The organism is Polaribacter sp. SA4-10, assembly GCF_002163835.1.
Lineage (GTDB): Bacteria > Bacteroidota > Bacteroidia > Flavobacteriales > Flavobacteriaceae > Polaribacter.
Map to the genome: position 1 here is coordinate 2591502 of NZ_CP019331.1, position 16258 is coordinate 2607759.

Sequence of the window (16258 nt, forward strand, 5' to 3'; positions counted from 1 at the left end):
ATTAAAATAAAATGAAACAAATATCTTTAAACCACAGAGCACTAGCCCTAATAATATCATTTGGGATATTTACAGCATGTAGTAATGATGTTAATGAAGACCCAGTTAATCCAGAACCAGAAGTAACAAGATGGATTACAATAGCTGGAGCCAAAATGGGAGACAACCCAGGAGATGGAAATGGAGGAACATTAATTTATTCTGTATCTAGTGAAGATGCCAAAGACCCTACAATTTCTATTAATCCTTTTGAAAACGGGTTTATAGCGCCTTCTAATAGAACTGCTAGACTACAGGCTTCAGAAGATGGAAATACAATTTTTAATATTAGTTATGCCGGAGATACTGGTGGTAATTATACTAAATATTCTGTAGCAGGAGGACAAAAATTTACACCTATAGGTTCTGAGGTAAGTATTGCTCCTTATGTTGGTAATGCTCCAAGATGGATAAAATTATTTGATGGAGATAAAACCGGATCTGCAGTATATGTGTCTACAGAGCATCAAGTAAATGATAATGGAACACCAGATGATGCAACAGATGATGTTTATACATACACAAAAGCCACAATAGGCGTAGTTACTTTAGATTTAGAAAATTCTTCTATTAATAAATTTCAAGAACATGTTGTACGTTTAAGTCCAGAAGAAGAAGAAGAAGGTTATTATTTTTCTAGAATTGATATGCCAACTTTAAATGCTGCCGGAGATAAATTATATATTGGTGGTCGTTTAAGTAAAGTAAATCCAAGTACCGTTGAAAGGGATAGTGGATATGAGATTTTAGGCTCTAAAACCATTGTTTTAGATTATCCTTCTTTATTAAATCCAACAGTAATTACATCAACTGTTGGTCATGGTAATACTAACGGATACCGAAGTATTAATGCTTTTGAATATAATGGAAGTGTTTACCAAGCAAATCAAAGCGATCCAGAAGGTTCTCATATCTTAAAAATTGGAGCAAATAATGAATATGATAATTCTTATGATTTTAATTTAGACGATGCTTTGGGTGTAACTGGTGCTTATGTGCTTGCTTGGAGACCAGCTGCAAACGGAAAAGCAGTGTTGGCTTATCGTCATGAAGGTTCTGCAGATGGTTTAGCAGGCGCTCAAGGTTTTTTTGCTTTAGTAGATCTAGATGCTAAAACAGCTGTAAAAATTGAGGAAATTCCCTACGATCCAGATTTTTACTTATTCCAGTATCAAGGTTTTGCAGTTGATGGAAATGAAATATATTTAACCCAAGCACCTGTAGGTAAAAATGGAAATATTTATGTTGTAGATACTGAAACTAGCACAGTTACTAAAGGTGCAAAATTAGTTAACACTACTGGAAGTCACTTTATTGGGGCATGGTAAATTTAGAGCACTAAAAATAAATACATATTAAAACTCCTTTCTAAATTTAATAAGAAAGGAGTTCTCTTAATAAAAAATATAATGAAAAAATTAATCATTTTACTATTGTTAATAGTTCCAATTTTTGTTTTCTCACAAAGAGGACAAGGACAGCAAAACACCAACGAATTTCATAACAGAGATTTTTGGAAAACGCAACCAGATGTTGCAATCGTAAAGCAAAAAATTAAAGAAGGTAATGATCCTGTAAAACCAAATCAAGAGGCTTTTGATGCTCTTTGTTATGCTATTATGGCAAATGCTCCTTTAGCAACAATTGAGTATTTATTGTCTTTACCAGGTAACAATATTAATAAATCGACTCATGATGGTAGAAGTTATTTAATGTGGGCAGGTTACGCTGGCAATATAGAAACCATGAAACTATTATTAAGTAAAGGTGCTGATACAAAAGTAGCGGGTAGCCATGGTTTTAATTGGTTTACGTTTACGGTAAATGCAGGTCATAAAAATACAGATATTTACGATTTAATGATTGCAAATGGTGTAGATTTAAAAGAAACCAACCGAGCAGGAGCAAATGCTATTTTATTAATAGCACCACATAGTAATGACGGAAAAGTTATTGAGTATTTTCAGAAAAAAGGATTAGATATTAAAGCAACAGATAAAAAAGAAAACAATCTTTTGTTTTACGCTGCCAAAGGTGGAAATATCGATTTAATAAAAAAATACATCGCTAAAGGTTTTGACTATAAAAAAGTGAATGCTGATGGAGAAAATATCGTGCTTTTTGCAAGTCATGGAGGAAGACGAAGTAGTAACCCGCTTAAGGTTTACCAATATTTTGATTCTTTAGGATTGAATATGATTTTAACAAGTAACAACTCTGAAAATGCATTACATAATATTGCATTAAATACTAAAGATGTTAATATTGTTGACTTTTTTATAAAAAAAGGAGTTAACATTCATCAACAAAATAAAGAAGGAAATACTCCTTTTTTAAATGCTGCAAAAGGAAATAATTTTTTAGTTTTAGAAAAATTAGCACCATTATCTAAAAACATCAATCAACAAAATAAAGAAGGTTTTTCTGCTATAATTTATGCAACACAAAGAATGAATATAGAGGCTTTTAATTTTTTAAAACAAAATGGAGCAAATGTGTATACGGTTGATGCTGAAGGAAACAACTTATATTATCATTTATTTAATGCTTTTAGTAGAAGAAATAGCAAAACATTTACTGCTTTTGAAAAGGCTTTAGCAACTGCAAAAGTTTCATTTAAAAATGCTTCAAAAAACGAAAATTTACTACACATTGCTATTGCTAAAGGCGAAAATAAAATAATAAAAAAAGCTTTAGAGTTGGGCGCAGATATTAATCAAAAAAATAACGATGGATTAACACCATTACATTTAGCGGCAATGAAAGCTAAAGATGTAAAATTGTTACAACTTTTAATAAGCAAAGGAGCAGATAAAAAAATACTTACCGATTTTAACGAAAGTGCATTTGATTTAGCTAAAGAAAACGAACTGCTAAGCAATAGTGATATTACATTTTTAAAACAATCTTAAATTATATTTATATGAAACTTTATAAATTCGTTCTTGGAATATTTTGTTTGTCATTTATGGCTTTTACAACCCTAAAAAACATAGAACTTACATCGAAATACAAATGTATGGTTCAGTTAAAAAACTATGAAGGAGAAGGCGCTTATGTTGTGGCATCTATAGTTGATAAAGACAATAATTATGTAAAAACGCTACATATTTTAGGCGATGATGAAAAGTGGTATCCAGATATACCAACATGGTGGTCTTTTTTTGAAACCGCAAAAGATACCCAAGTAGATGCTATTTCAGGAGCAACTATTGCTGGAGGAGAACGTGCTATTTTTACTTTTCAGTTAGATGAATCTTATTTAAAAGCAGGTAATAAATTAAGATTTGAAACGGCTGTAGAACATCAAGATTATTTTGAAAAAGATTTAGAAATTTTGTTAGAAAGTGAAAACTTAAAAAACAAATTTGAAGGCACAGGATATATTCGTTACGTTAGAATTATACCAAACTAATTAAAAAATATGCTTAACAAAATATGGAGATACAGTCATTTTTACTTGACTGTATCTTCTTTCTTATTTCTACTTTTAGCTTCAATTACTGGGTCTTTTTTGGCTTTTGAACCTATTCAAGAAAAATTACAGCCTCACTATATTGAAAACGCTGAAGATGTTTCTGTGGCGCAATTAATAGATACTTTAAAAAACAAGTATAACGAGGTTTTAGATATTGAAGTAGATAAGAATTATTTTGTAAAGGCAAGTCTTTTTAGTTTAGAAGAAGCTATTGACGGGCAATTTTACATTAATCCTTTTAATGGAGATAAAATAGCCGATATTCCAAGAAAAGGTGTTTTGTTTGAGTTTTTAACAAATTTTCATCGTTCCTTATTTTTAAAAACTCCAGGAAGGGTTTTTGTTGGCTTTAGCTGTTTTTTATTATTTTTAATAGCCATTACAGGTTTATTATTAGCGATTAAAAGACAAGGAGGTTTTTTAAAATTTTTCTCAAAAATTATAAACGATAAATCAATACAATATAACCACGTTGCTTTAGGAAGATTGTTATTAATTCCTATTATTATTTTGGCGTTATCAGGAACGTATTTGTCAATGGAACGGTTTTCGTTATTACCAAAAACTAAAGCTATAGTTACGCAACAAGAATCGGTTTCTAAACTAAATATTACTTTTTCTAAATTCCCTATTTTTAAAACGATAACTTTAAAAGAAGTAAAAAAAATAGAATTTCCTTTTTCTACAGATGAAGAAGATTTTTTTATTTTAAGCTTACAAGATCGAGAACTAGAAATTCATCAAAAAACAGGAGAAATTGTAAAAACAACATATTATCCTGTTACAAAAATATTAAGTGTATTAAGTTTTAATTTGCACACAGGATCAGGAAGTATAATTTGGTCTTTAGTATTATTTATTAGTTCGCTTTCAGTTTTATACTTTATGTATTCTGGAAGTATAATTGCGTTTAAACGTATGCGTTCTAAAACAAAAAATAAATACAACGCTAACCAAGCTAATTTTGTAATTCTAATAGGGTCAGAAAATGGAGGTACAAAAAGATTAGGAAAAACTTTGCAGCAGTCTTTATTAAAAGCAGGTAAAAAAGTGTTTTTAGATGATTTAAACAACTACAAAAGTTATCCTGCAATTGAACAATTAGTTATTATTACTTCTACTTACGGGGATGGAGAGCCACCAAGCAATGCAAATTTATTTTTAACCAAACTCCAGCAAATCAAAATTATAAAACCCTTTACTTGTAATGTAATTGGGTTAGGATCTTTTTCGTATTCAAAATTTTGTGAATTTGCTAAAAGCGTTCAAAGACAAGTTGTTTTAAATAATCAGATTACTGTTCCTCAAGAAAATCCGTTATTAATTCATAACCAGAATTATAATGCGTTTAGAAATTGGGTTTTAGAATGGAATGCTAGCTTAAATTTAAATTTAGAAATTCCAAAGGAATTGTCTTTTATAAAACCAAAAGAGACGATTTTTAAAGTAGTTGAAAAACAAAATGTTATTGATGAATATGCTGAAACATTTAAACTAACCTTGGCATCAAAAAAAAGAATAAAATTTGTACCTGGAGATTTGCTAAGAATTACGCCTCTAAATGAAACTTCAGAACGTTTATATTCTATTGGTAAAAACAGTAATGGAGATTTATTATTGAGTATAAAAAAACATTCTCTAGGTATTTGCTCTAATTTTCTAAATGGCTTAAAACCTAATCAAGAACTAAAAGGAACCATTCAAAAAAACAAACAATTTTATCTTCCTAAAAAAAGCAAACAGGTTATTTTAATAGCCAACGGAACAGGAATTGCCCCATTTTTAGGCATGATTCATCAAAAAAAGAACACTCCTAAAACTTTGTACTGGGGAACTCGAACTAAAATTTCGGAAGAATTATACAAAGCTCAAATTTTAGAAGCGCTACAAAAAAAGACACTACAAACCTATGATGTGGCTTTTTCAAAAGAAGAAAGTCCTTATAACTATGTTCAAGACATTATTACAAGAGATGAAAAAAATATAGTAAAAACACTTTCAACTGGAGGAACTATTATGTTATGCGGATCTATAACTATGCGTAATGGTGTTTTTGAGCTTCTAGAAAAAATTTGCTTTAGAAATAATCTACCCGTTTTTGAAACTTTCAAAAATAAAGGACAAATTTTAACAGACTGTTATTAATGTTTTTTTAAGAAAACTTTAATTAGTTGCACGTGCAACTAATTAAAGTTTTTAGTTAAATTCGCATGGTGAATAAAGAAGACACACATATAGATTTTGAAAGCTCAATTGGACCTTGGTTAGGAAGAACGGTTAAAGTTTTAGACTATGTTTTAAATGAATCTTTTAAATCTAATAATTTAGATTTAACTAAAGAACAAATGGTGGTTTTAAAAAAATTGATTGACAATGATGGTTTAAATCAGAATGAACTTGCTTTCTTAACGCTAAGAAACAAATCCTCTTTAACAAGGCTGCTATCTAAAATGGAAAGTAAAAATTACATTTTAAGAAGACAATGTAAAAAAGATAAACGTGCAAAAAATGTGTTTTTAGCACCATTAGGAAAAGAAACATTCTTAAAAAGTAAACCTGTTGTTAAAGGTGTAATAACAGAAATGGAGTTGAGTGTTTCTAAAAAAGAGAAAGCCCAAATTATAAATACATTAAAAAAAATACAAACTAATCTTAATACTAAAGTAAAATCATTTTAAACTATTATGAGAAAAACAATACTCGCTATTTTTGGAGTTTTAACTGTTGTTGGAGCAATATTTTTAGGAAAATATTTAGTTGACAAAAATCAAAAACCAAAACCAAAGTTTAATAAGCAAATAAAAACGGTTTTTGTAGAAAATATAGAGAATAAAAATATTCCTATTATTTTATCTGCAAGCGGAAGTCTTATTGCAAAAAATAAAATTGAATTATTTTCTGAAGTTCAAGGGGTTTTAAAGCCATCAAGAAAAGCATTTAAAGCTGGAACAAATTTTAATAAAGGAGAAACTTTACTAAGTATAAGTAGTGATGAGTTTTACGCCAGTTTGCAAGCACAAAAAAGTAATTTATACAATTTAGTTGCGGCTATTTTACCCGATTTACGTTTAGATTATCCAAATCAATTTAGTAAATGGGAAGGTTTTTTAAAAGGTTTTGATATGAATAAAACAACTCCTAAACTTCCTGGATTTTCATCGGATAAAGAAAAATATTTTATTTCTGGTAGAGGTGTTGTGTCTGCGTATTATAATGTTAAAAATTTAGAAGTACGTTTTGCTAAGCATCAAATTAAAGCCCCTTTTTCAGGAGCTTTAACAGAAGCTTTAGTTAGTCCAGGAACGTTAGTAAGAGTAGGACAAAAATTAGGAGAATTTATAGACCCAAGTGTTTATGAAATGGAAGTTGCTATCAATTCCGAATTTGCAGATTTATTAAAAGTTGGGAACTCTGTATCACTTTCTAATTCAGAAAAAACAAAAACATATACAGGAAAAGTTGTTCGTATAAATGGTAAAGTAGATCAGGTATCGCAAACCATAAAAGCATATATAGATGTTGCCCATAAAGATTTAAAAGAAGGAATGTTTTTAGAAGTAAATATGGTAGCAAAATCTGAAAGTGAAGCTATAAAAATTTCAAGAAAATTGTTAGTAGATAATCATACCGTTTATACTGTAAAAAATGATAGTGTTTTAAGTTTAGTAAACATAGAAACAGTTTATTTTGGAGCAGAAAATGTAGTTATTAAAGGACTGAAAAATAACGATAAAATATTAACGCAAACTTTACCAGGTGCTTTTGATGGAATGATTGTGAAAATTAATAAAAAGAAGTAACCTATGAAAAAAATCATTACTTACTTTATAAAATATCCTGTAGCTGTAAATGTAATAATACTTGCCTTTTTTGTTTTCGGTATTTTAGGGGCAATTAGCATGAAATCGTCCTTTTTCCCTTTGGTAGATTCGCAATTAATTAGAATTTCTTTGGCCTATCCAGGAGCATCTCCTGCAGAAATGGAAGAAGGTGTTGTGCTTAAAATTGAAGATAATTTAAAAGGAATTGTCGGGGTAGAAAGAGTAACTTCTGTGTCTAGAGAAAATTCGGCAAGTGTAAATGTTGAAGTAGAAAAAGGGAAAAATATAGATGTTGTTTTATCTGATGTGAAAAATGCAGTAGATAGAGTTCCTTCTTTTCCTTCAGGCATGGAGCCACCTGTAATTGCCAAAGTTGAAAATAATCGTCCAACAATTAGTTTTACCGTAAGTGGAGAAAATGTTTCTTTAAAAGCCTTAAAACAATATGCAAGAAATGTAGAAAATGATATCCGTGGCATTGAAGGTATTTCTCAAGTTGCAATTTCTGGATATCCAGATGAAGAAATTGAAATTGCCGTTCGTGAAAACGATTTAAGAGCCTATAACTTATCAATAGCAGAAGTAGCAAATGCTGTTAGAAATTCTAATATTTTAATTACAGGAGGAAACATAAAAACGGCAGATGAGGATTATCTAATCCGTGCGAGTAATCGTTCTTACTATGGAATTGAACTACAAAATCTTATTGTAAGAACTGAAATTAATGGAAATATTATTCGTTTAAAAGATATAGCAGACTTAAGAGATACTTGGTCTGAGAACCCAGATAGATTATATTATAATGGAAATTTAGCAATAGACATTACTGTTAGTAATACCAATAACGAAGACTTAATTTCATCAGCAGATAAAATTAAAGAGTACATTTATAAATACAATCAAGTACAGCAAAATGTTCAGTTAAATGTTACAAGCGATAGAAGTACAACTTTAAATGATAGAACTTGGTTGTTAACTAAAAATGCAATTTCAGGAATACTTTTAGTGCTCTTTTTCTTGGCATTATTTTTAAACTTACGCTTGGCATTTTGGGTTGCTTTTGGTTTGCCAATATCTTTTTTAGGGATGTTTATTTTTGCCGCACAACTAGGGGTTACAATTAATGTTTTGTCCTTATTTGGAATGATCATTGTGATTGGTATTTTGGTTGATGACGGAATTGTAATCGGAGAAAATATTTATCACCATTATTACGATTTAGGAAAATCTAAAATTAAAGCAGCTATAGATGGAACAATGGAAGTAATTCCTCCAATAGTTTCAGCTATTTTAACGACAATAATTGCGTTTTCTACCTTCTTTTTTGTTGATGGTAGAATAGGAAGTTTCTTTGGTGAAGTCTCTACAATTGTTCTGCTTACTTTAAGTGTTTCTTTAATTGAAGCATTGATAATTCTACCGGCGCATATTGCCCATTCTAAAGCCTTGGATAGAAAAAAATTAGAAAACGGAGAAGAGAAAAAAACAAATAAAATTGATGCATTTTTTAAGAAGATAAACAAAAAGGCAGATACTCTTTTAGGGAAATTTAGAGATGCATATTATGTGCCGTTTTTAAAGTTTTCTTTAAAGAATAAATTTTTTATTTTTTGTGTTTTTGTAGCTTCACTTTTAATAAGCTTTTCTGCTTTAAGTGGCGGTGTCGTTAAGAGCTCTTTCTTTCCAAGAATTGCAAGTGATAGAGTACAAATCACTCTTAATATGCCACAAGGAACTAATGAAAGAATTACAGATTCTTTAATTTCCTTTATTGAAGAGAAAGTTTGGTTGGTTAATAAAGAATACTCAGAAAAGCAAACTGGTAATGTACCCGTTGTAGAAAATGTAATTAAAAGAGTTGGTCCAGGTAGCGCAAATGCAACATTAAGTGTTAATCTTTTACCGGGTGAAACTAGAGATTTTTCATCGCCAGAAATCACAAATGCTATTCAGCAAAAAGTAGGCAAAATATATGGTGTTGAGAGTTTAATTTTTGGTTCTGGTGGAAACTTTGGAGGGAGTCCGGTTGCAGTTTCTTTACTAGGAAACAACATTAAAGAATTAAAAGCTGTAAAAGAGGAACTAAAGGAAGAGTTAGAGAACAACCCCTTGTTAAAAGATGTCACAGATAATGATCCTGCAGGAATAAAGGAAGTTAAAATTACTTTAAAAGACAATGCATATTTGTTAGGTCTAAATCTTCAATCAGTAATGGCACAAGTTCGTAGTGGGTTTTTTGGTTTTCAAGCACAACGTTTTCAGCGGGGTCAAGATGAAATAAAAATTTGGGTTCGTTATGACAAGAAAGACAGATCTTCTATTAAAAATTTAGATGATATGCGTATTATAACGCCAACAGGAATAAGGATACCGTTTTCTGAAATTGCAAACTACGTTATAGAAAGAGGAGATATTGCAATAAACCATTTAGAAGGAAAAAGAGAAATTCAAATTACGGCAGATTTAAAAGATTTAAGTGCAAGTGAAACAGAAATTTTAGATAATATCAAAACGAATATTATGCCAGAAATTCTGTCAAAATATCCAACAGTAACACCTTTATATGAAGGACAAAATAGAGAAGCCAAAAAAACTACAGATTCTTTAAGTCTTGTTGGTCCAATTGTTTTACTTTTAATTTACATTGTAATTGCTTTTACATTCCGTTCATACAGTCAGCCAATTTTACTTATTATTATGATACCTTTTAGTATGATTGGTGTTATTTGGGGGCACTATTTTCACAATTTTGCTATTGGAATTTTATCCTTTTTAGGAATTATTGCCTTGATAGGAATTATGGTAAATGATGGCTTGGTTCTTATAGGGAAGTTTAACAACTATTTAAAAGAAGGAATGAAATTTGACGATGCTTTAGTAAGAGCAGGTCAATCTCGTTTTAGAGCTATTTTCTTAACTTCTTTGACTACAGTGGCTGGTTTAGCACCTTTAATTTTTGAAAAAAGTAGGCAAGCACAGTTTTTGATACCTATGGCTATTTCAATTGCTTATGGTATTGCTATTGCTACTGTATTAACGTTGGTAATGTTGCCGTTATTATTGGCGGTTTCTAACACCTTAAAAGTGCGTGTTAAATGGTTAATAACTGGAAATGAAATTACTAAAGAGGAAGTAGAAAGAGCTATTATCGAATCTAAATTTGATGAAGATGAAATTTAATAAAATTAAAATAATAATCGTCGTTTTTTTATCGACTTTACAGGGGTTTTCTCAGAATATTCTTACGAAGAAAGAAGCATTAAAAATTACGCTGGAAAACAACTTTGGAATTAAAATTGCTAATAATAACTTAGAAGTTGCAAAAAACAATGCAAGTATTTATAATACGGGTTTTTTGCCAACCGCAGCTATTTCTTCTGGAGCAAATTATAGAAGAGACAATCAAACCATTAATCGTCAAGAGGGAACATCTACTAGTATTGATGGAGCTGTAACTAAATCTTATAACGCATCTTTAAACTTAAATTATACGATTTTTGATGGATTAGGTAGAAAATATAATTATCAGCAATTAAAAGAAACCTATAATTTAACGGAATTACAAGCAAGAGAAACTATAGAAAACACTTACTTGCAGTTGTTTACAACTTACTTTCAAATTGCAAGATTGTCAGAAAATAAAGCCAACTTAAATGAAGCTTTATCAATCTCTAAACAAAGGTTACAGCGCGCAAAGTATCAATATGAATATGGGCAATCTACAAAGTTAGAATTGTTAAATGCAGAAGTAGATGTAAATAATGATCGTATCACTTTAATTAACGCCAATCAACAATTAAGTAATGCTAAACGTGGTTTAAATGTTATTTTAGGTATAGAAAAAGAAGTGAATTATGTTGTTGAAACAAAAGTAGACTTCCTTAAAATGATGAATTTTGATGATTTACAGCAAAAGACTTTAGGGAACAATTCACTTTTAAAACAAAACGAAAAAAACGTTGCTATTAGTGAGTTTAACATTAAGATAAATAAAGCAAATTACATGCCTTCTTTAGGTTTAAACACTTCTTATGGGTGGAACAAAAGTGAAAACCCAGCAACCTCTTTTTTAGCCGGATCAACTTCAAACGGATTAAATACTGGTTTAAGTTTATCTTGGAATTTGTTTGATGGCGGAAGCACAAAAACAAGAGTCGCTAACTCAAAAATTGCCTTAGATAATCAACAAATCTTGTTGAAACAACAAAAACTAAGTATTGAGAACAATTTAAAGAATACTTGGGAGAATTATCAGAATCAATTATTTATCCTAAAAACACAAGAAACCAACGTTTTAACTACTCAGAATAATTTTGATAGAAGTACAGAGCGTTATAAACTAGGGCAGATTACTTCTATAGAATTTAGACAAGCTCAGATTAATTTAATTAATTCTAAAACAGCTTTTAATAATGCAAAATTTGATTCAAAATTAATAGAACTACAACTTTTACAACTAAGTGGAGATATCTTAAATTTCAATTTTTAAAAGCTGATATATATCATATATTAAAAATCACTTAATTTTTAGTTTTGTATCTCAAATTAGAAAAAAAATGATTTTTTTAAACTTGCCACTTGTTTCATGGGTAAATGGCACAATTATGATAGGCATTTTTGCTTTAGTTGTAGTTGGCTTAGTTGTTGCTGTTTTTCTATTAATGAAAAACGATAAAAAAGCTAAATAAATAAACTTTATTAGGATAAATTCGAGGTATAAATTTAGGTTCTAAAACAAGATACATTCTTCAAATAAATAAACTCATATTCAATTAATTTAATATGAGTTTATTCATTTAAATTTATAGTCTTATTTTTATAAAAATAATTTTGTTATGACTAGTAAACTTGATATCAGTTTTGGGTATTTATTTGAAGATGCATTAATCCAAGAAATTAAAGAAATAGGTGTTTATAAAGAATTCTCTACATATGATGAAATTATTGGGATTGGAGATTATATAAAATCGATGCCATTACTTATTAAGGGTGCAATTAAAATTCTAAGAGAGGATGAACATGGAGATGAGCTTGTTTTATATTATTTAGAAAAAGGAGACACTTGTGCAATGACACTTTCTTGTTGTATGGGACAAACAAAAAGTGAAATTAGAGCAGTTGCAGAAACAGATATAGAGTTAATTATGGTGCCAAAAGAAAAAATGGCAGAATGGTTAGGGAAATACAAAACTTGGCAAGCTTACATTTTACAAACGTACCATAACAGAATGGATGAACTTCTTAAAGCTGTAGATACAATTGCTTTTTTAAAAATGGATGAACGTCTGTTTAAATATTTAAAAGACAAAGCGATGGTTACTCATGATGATGTGATACATGCAACACATAAAAATATTTCTGAAGACTTACATACTTCTAGAGTTGTAGTGTCTAGACTGCTTAAGAAGCTAGAAAATGAAGGGAAAATAAAGCTTTTTAGAAATAGTATTAAAGTATTAGAACTGTAACAAATGTTACTGATATTAGGTTTATAGATCATTATTTTTGTAATAAAAAAAGATGAAATATCTTACATTAATAATTGCTATTGTATTTTTAGCGAGTTGTCAAGATTCAAAAAAACCATCCTATTCTTCAAAAAAGGACGTTCAAGAAATACATCCAGGAAAAAAACTTTTAGAAAATAATTGTTATGTATGTCATAGTCCAACAGCAACCCAAAACCAAAGATTGGCGCCACCAATGATTGCGGTTAAGAAACATTATGTATCTAAAAATACTACAAAAGAACAATTTATTAACTCGATGCAGAATTGGATTGAAAATCCAACTCAAGAGAACGTAAAAATGTATGGTGCTGTAAGAAAATTTGGTATCATGCCAAAACAGGCTTTCCCAGAAGAAACAATAAAACAAATTTCAGATTACTTGTTTGATAATGATATAGAAGAACCAGAATGGTTTGAAAAGCATTATAATGAAGAAAGAGGAAAAGGAAATGGAATGCATAATGGTAATGGAATGGGAAAGGGAAGAGGAATGCAGCAGCAACAAGCTAATATGAATTTAGAAGACTTATCTTTTGGAGAACAGGGTGTAAAATATGCGTTGAGTACAAAGGCTGTTTTAGGGAAAAATTTATTGGAAAAAATTCAAAAAGAAGGAACCCTAAAAGCCTTAAATTTTTGTAATGAAAAAGCATTTCCTTTAACAGATAGTATGTCTGTTGTTCACAATGCAAAAATAAATAGAGTTTCAGATAAACCACGTAATCTTAAAAACTTAGCTTCAACAAAAGAAAAAGAATATATAGCTGTTTATAAGAATGAGATTCTTAACAACAAAGAACCAGCACCAATAGTTGAAGATTTACGGAATTCTGTAACTGTTTACTATCCTATAAAAACAAATAGTAGGTGTTTACAATGTCATGGTAAACCAATATCTCAAATTAAACCAACTACATTGGCAGCAATAAATACATTGTATCCAAACGATAAAGCTGTTGGATATGATATTAATCAAGTTAGAGGAATTTGGCGTGTTTCTTTCAAAAAATAACATTAAATCATGAGTAAATTTTCAGAAATAATTAATCAAGATAAACCTGTTTTAGTAGACTTTTTTGCAGAATGGTGTGGGCCATGTAAAATGATGAGTCCTATTTTAAAAGAGGTTAAAGACAGTTTAGAAGGGGGTGTTTCAATTATTAAAATAGATGTAGATAAGAATCAATCTTTAGCAGCAAAATACCAAGTAAGAGGAGTTCCAACGTTAATGCTTTTTAAAAGTGGAAAACAAGTTTGGAGACAATCTGGCGTATTACAAAAACAAGAAATAGTTTCTATTATAAAAAAACATGGTTGATTTTTAGTGCTTTTTAAAATAGAATTAAAGCACCCAAATTTTGGGTGCTTTTTTATTTACAATGACACATGTCATTTCATGAAAACTCGAATTAAAATAGCTTTGGTTAAAATAGTATTATTATGAAGGTTAAAATAATTTTTTCAATTCTCGTATCTTTTTTAATAACAAATGTAAGTCTGTCTCAAGATCAGTTTAATGTTCAAATAGAGCCCTTAATTATTACAAATGCACCAAGTATTCACTCTTTTTCCTGGGGAAAAACTAGTGATGGGAAATGGGTTATCTTAGGTGGAAGAATAGATGGATTACATCAAAGGCAACCTTTTTCGGCTTTTCAAGAAAGTGATAATAACAAAAATGTTTTTGTCATAGACCCAGAAGCTAATCAAACGTGGAGTGCATCAATAAGTGTTTTACAAGCTACTATATTTGAGCAATTACAATCAACAAATCAAGAGTTTTACCAAAGAGGTAACACCTTATATATAATTGGGGGTTATGGATTTAGTGCTATACAAAATGATCATATTACTCATAATAAATTAACAGCTATAGATATAGATGGTTTGGCTACAGCAGTTATAAATAGTCAACCAATTACTTCCTTTTTTAGACAAATAACAAATACGAATCTTGCAGTTACTGGTGGGCAATTAGGAGTGCTAGATGATGTGTTCTATTTATGTGGTGGGCACTATTTTGAAGGGAGATATAATCCTATGGAAACAGGTTTTATTCAAAAATATACAGATGAAATTAGAACTTTTCAAATTAATGATAATGGAACAGCTCTTTCAATCATAAACTATTCAGCTCAAAAAGACATAGATAATTTACATAGAAGAGATTATAACTTGGCGGCACAGGTTTTTACAGATGGAACAAAAGGTTTTACAATGTTTAGCGGTGTTTTTCAACATACAGAAAATATACCTTGGTTAAATACTGTAGATATTCTTTCTAGTGGTTATACAGTTAACAATTCATTTAACCAATACCTAAGCCAGTATCACAGTGCTAATATTCCAATTTATGATACTAACAGTAATATTATGCACACTTTATTTTTTGGTGGAATGAGTCAATATAAATTAGATGAAAATGAGAACCTTATTCAAGATGATAACATACCCTTTGTAAAAACGATTAGTAAAGTATCTCGATTTAGTGATGGTTCAATGATGGAAAGTAGTTTAGAAATAGAAATGCCTGCTTTTTTAGGTTCTGGCGCAGAATTTATTCCGTTATATACTACTTCCAATTATCTTACAGAAGAAATTTTAGATCTTAACAACTTACAACAAGGTAAAGTGTTAGTTGGTTATATTTTCGGCGGAATAGAAAGTACACAAGAGAATATTTTCTTTATAAATGATGGTACTCAGAGTAGTGCAAGTAACCTGGCTTTTAAAGTGTTTATTAATAAAACATCTTTAGGTTTTGATGAAGTAGAATTGAATACAAAGAATATTTATAACCTAAAAGTTTATCCAAACCCTTCAAGTGATGTTTTTTTTATTGAAATATTTATTCCAAATACAGAAAAAAGCACACTTGATATATATAATATTTTGGGTAAAAAAGTTAAAAGTGTAAAAATTAAAAACACTATCGGACTAAAAAAATTCTCTTTAGATCTATCAAATATGGTTTCAGGAGCGTATATTTTAAAGTTCAAAAACAGCGCTAATAGTATAAAGAAAAAATTAATCAAACTATAATTGTTTTGATGTAATACACATTCCATATTCCTTTACTAAGAAGAGTTATTAATCTATTTTATAGTTATTTAAATAGAAAAAATGCAAATATTGTCTTGATAAGTGTATTGTTTTTTATGTATTTAAATGTGCAATCTCAGCTACCTATATTAGTAAAAGATAAAATCCATATAGTGTTCTCAGAATTAAATAATTTAGATACCTATTCTAAAACTTTCTCTTTTTGTTTTGCAACTAAAGTTACTGACTTTCATGTTTTTATCTATCAAATTTATTGTGAATTTAAAAGATTATAAACAAAAGTATTTTCCAGTTTTGCATGAGTTAAAAATATATATTTTAATGTTTACCGGATTGACTTACGTCAT

General features: G+C 29.5%; 13 protein-coding genes. All 13 read left to right on the forward strand.

What is annotated here, in order from left to right:
- Nucleotides 1-11: 11 nt before the first annotated feature.
- Nucleotides 12-1367: a hypothetical protein gene (locus BTO04_RS11365; protein ID WP_087564607.1), complete on the forward strand. Its 1356-nt coding sequence runs from the start codon at nt 12-14 to the stop codon at nt 1365-1367.
- 81 nt (nt 1368-1448) lie between these two features.
- Nucleotides 1449-2951 (forward strand): ankyrin repeat domain-containing protein, encoded by a 1503-nt coding sequence (locus BTO04_RS11370; RefSeq protein ID WP_087564608.1) that lies wholly within the window; start codon nt 1449-1451, stop codon nt 2949-2951.
- An 11-nt stretch (nt 2952-2962) separates the two neighbouring features.
- A complete protein-coding gene (locus BTO04_RS11375; RefSeq protein ID WP_087564609.1) occupies nt 2963-3454 on the forward strand; it encodes a DUF2271 domain-containing protein in 492 nt (163 codons plus the stop codon).
- A 9-nt stretch (nt 3455-3463) separates the two neighbouring features.
- Nucleotides 3464-5662: a PepSY domain-containing protein gene (locus tag BTO04_RS11380; protein ID WP_087564610.1), complete on the forward strand. Its 2199-nt coding sequence runs from the start codon at nt 3464-3466 to the stop codon at nt 5660-5662.
- A gap of 65 nt (nt 5663-5727) precedes the next feature.
- Nucleotides 5728-6195, forward strand: coding sequence for a MarR family winged helix-turn-helix transcriptional regulator (locus BTO04_RS11385; RefSeq protein ID WP_232455896.1), 468 nt, complete (start codon nt 5728-5730; stop codon nt 6193-6195).
- A 6-nt stretch (nt 6196-6201) separates the two neighbouring features.
- Nucleotides 6202-7317: an efflux RND transporter periplasmic adaptor subunit gene (locus BTO04_RS11390; RefSeq protein WP_087564611.1), complete on the forward strand. Its 1116-nt coding sequence runs from the start codon at nt 6202-6204 to the stop codon at nt 7315-7317.
- A 3-nt stretch (nt 7318-7320) separates the two neighbouring features.
- Nucleotides 7321-10518 carry an efflux RND transporter permease subunit gene (locus BTO04_RS11395; protein ID WP_087564612.1) on the forward strand — a complete coding sequence of 1066 codons (3198 nt, stop codon included), beginning with the start codon at nt 7321-7323 and terminating at the stop codon, nt 10516-10518.
- Nucleotides 10508-11827: a TolC family protein gene (locus BTO04_RS11400; RefSeq protein WP_087564613.1), complete on the forward strand. Its 1320-nt coding sequence runs from the start codon at nt 10508-10510 to the stop codon at nt 11825-11827. The genes BTO04_RS11395 and BTO04_RS11400 overlap by 11 nt, the downstream gene beginning before the upstream one ends.
- A 67-nt stretch (nt 11828-11894) precedes the next feature.
- The gene (locus tag BTO04_RS15650) at nt 11895-12026 is read left to right on the forward strand and encodes a hypothetical protein (RefSeq protein ID WP_302849194.1); all 132 of its coding nucleotides are present in this window, start codon (nt 11895-11897) and stop codon (nt 12024-12026) included.
- A gap of 147 nt (nt 12027-12173) precedes the next feature.
- Nucleotides 12174-12806, forward strand: a complete 633-nt coding sequence (locus tag BTO04_RS11405; RefSeq protein WP_087564614.1) for a Crp/Fnr family transcriptional regulator — start codon at nt 12174-12176, stop codon at nt 12804-12806.
- A 52-nt stretch (nt 12807-12858) separates the two neighbouring features.
- Nucleotides 12859-13860: a DUF3365 domain-containing protein gene (locus BTO04_RS11410; RefSeq protein ID WP_087564615.1), complete on the forward strand. Its 1002-nt coding sequence runs from the start codon at nt 12859-12861 to the stop codon at nt 13858-13860.
- Between the two features lie 9 nt (nt 13861-13869).
- On the forward strand, nt 13870-14166 hold the full coding sequence (trxA, locus tag BTO04_RS11415; RefSeq protein WP_198342059.1) for a thioredoxin: 297 nt from the start codon (nt 13870-13872) through the stop codon (nt 14164-14166).
- A 122-nt stretch (nt 14167-14288) separates the two neighbouring features.
- Nucleotides 14289-15890 carry a T9SS type A sorting domain-containing protein gene (locus BTO04_RS11420; RefSeq protein WP_087564617.1) on the forward strand — a complete coding sequence of 534 codons (1602 nt, stop codon included), beginning with the start codon at nt 14289-14291 and terminating at the stop codon, nt 15888-15890.
- The last annotated feature ends 368 nt before the right edge of the window (nt 15891-16258 follow it).

Coding starts and splice junctions, on each gene's coding strand:
- BTO04_RS11365 (WP_087564607.1), top strand. CDS start 12: ATGAAACAAATATCTTTAAACCACAGAGCACTAGCCCTAATAATATCA.
- BTO04_RS11370 (WP_087564608.1), top strand. CDS start 1,449: ATGAAAAAATTAATCATTTTACTATTGTTAATAGTTCCAATTTTTGTT.
- BTO04_RS11375 (WP_087564609.1), top strand. CDS start 2,963: ATGAAACTTTATAAATTCGTTCTTGGAATATTTTGTTTGTCATTTATG.
- BTO04_RS11380 (WP_087564610.1), top strand. CDS start 3,464: ATGCTTAACAAAATATGGAGATACAGTCATTTTTACTTGACTGTATCT.
- BTO04_RS11385 (WP_232455896.1), top strand. CDS start 5,728: ATGGTGAATAAAGAAGACACACATATAGATTTTGAAAGCTCAATTGGA.
- BTO04_RS11390 (WP_087564611.1), top strand. CDS start 6,202: ATGAGAAAAACAATACTCGCTATTTTTGGAGTTTTAACTGTTGTTGGA.
- BTO04_RS11395 (WP_087564612.1), top strand. CDS start 7,321: ATGAAAAAAATCATTACTTACTTTATAAAATATCCTGTAGCTGTAAAT.
- BTO04_RS11400 (WP_087564613.1), top strand. CDS start 10,508: ATGAAATTTAATAAAATTAAAATAATAATCGTCGTTTTTTTATCGACT.
- BTO04_RS15650 (WP_302849194.1), top strand. CDS start 11,895: ATGATTTTTTTAAACTTGCCACTTGTTTCATGGGTAAATGGCACAATT.
- BTO04_RS11405 (WP_087564614.1), top strand. CDS start 12,174: ATGACTAGTAAACTTGATATCAGTTTTGGGTATTTATTTGAAGATGCA.
- BTO04_RS11410 (WP_087564615.1), top strand. CDS start 12,859: ATGAAATATCTTACATTAATAATTGCTATTGTATTTTTAGCGAGTTGT.
- trxA (WP_198342059.1), top strand. CDS start 13,870: ATGAGTAAATTTTCAGAAATAATTAATCAAGATAAACCTGTTTTAGTA.
- BTO04_RS11420 (WP_087564617.1), top strand. CDS start 14,289: ATGAAGGTTAAAATAATTTTTTCAATTCTCGTATCTTTTTTAATAACA.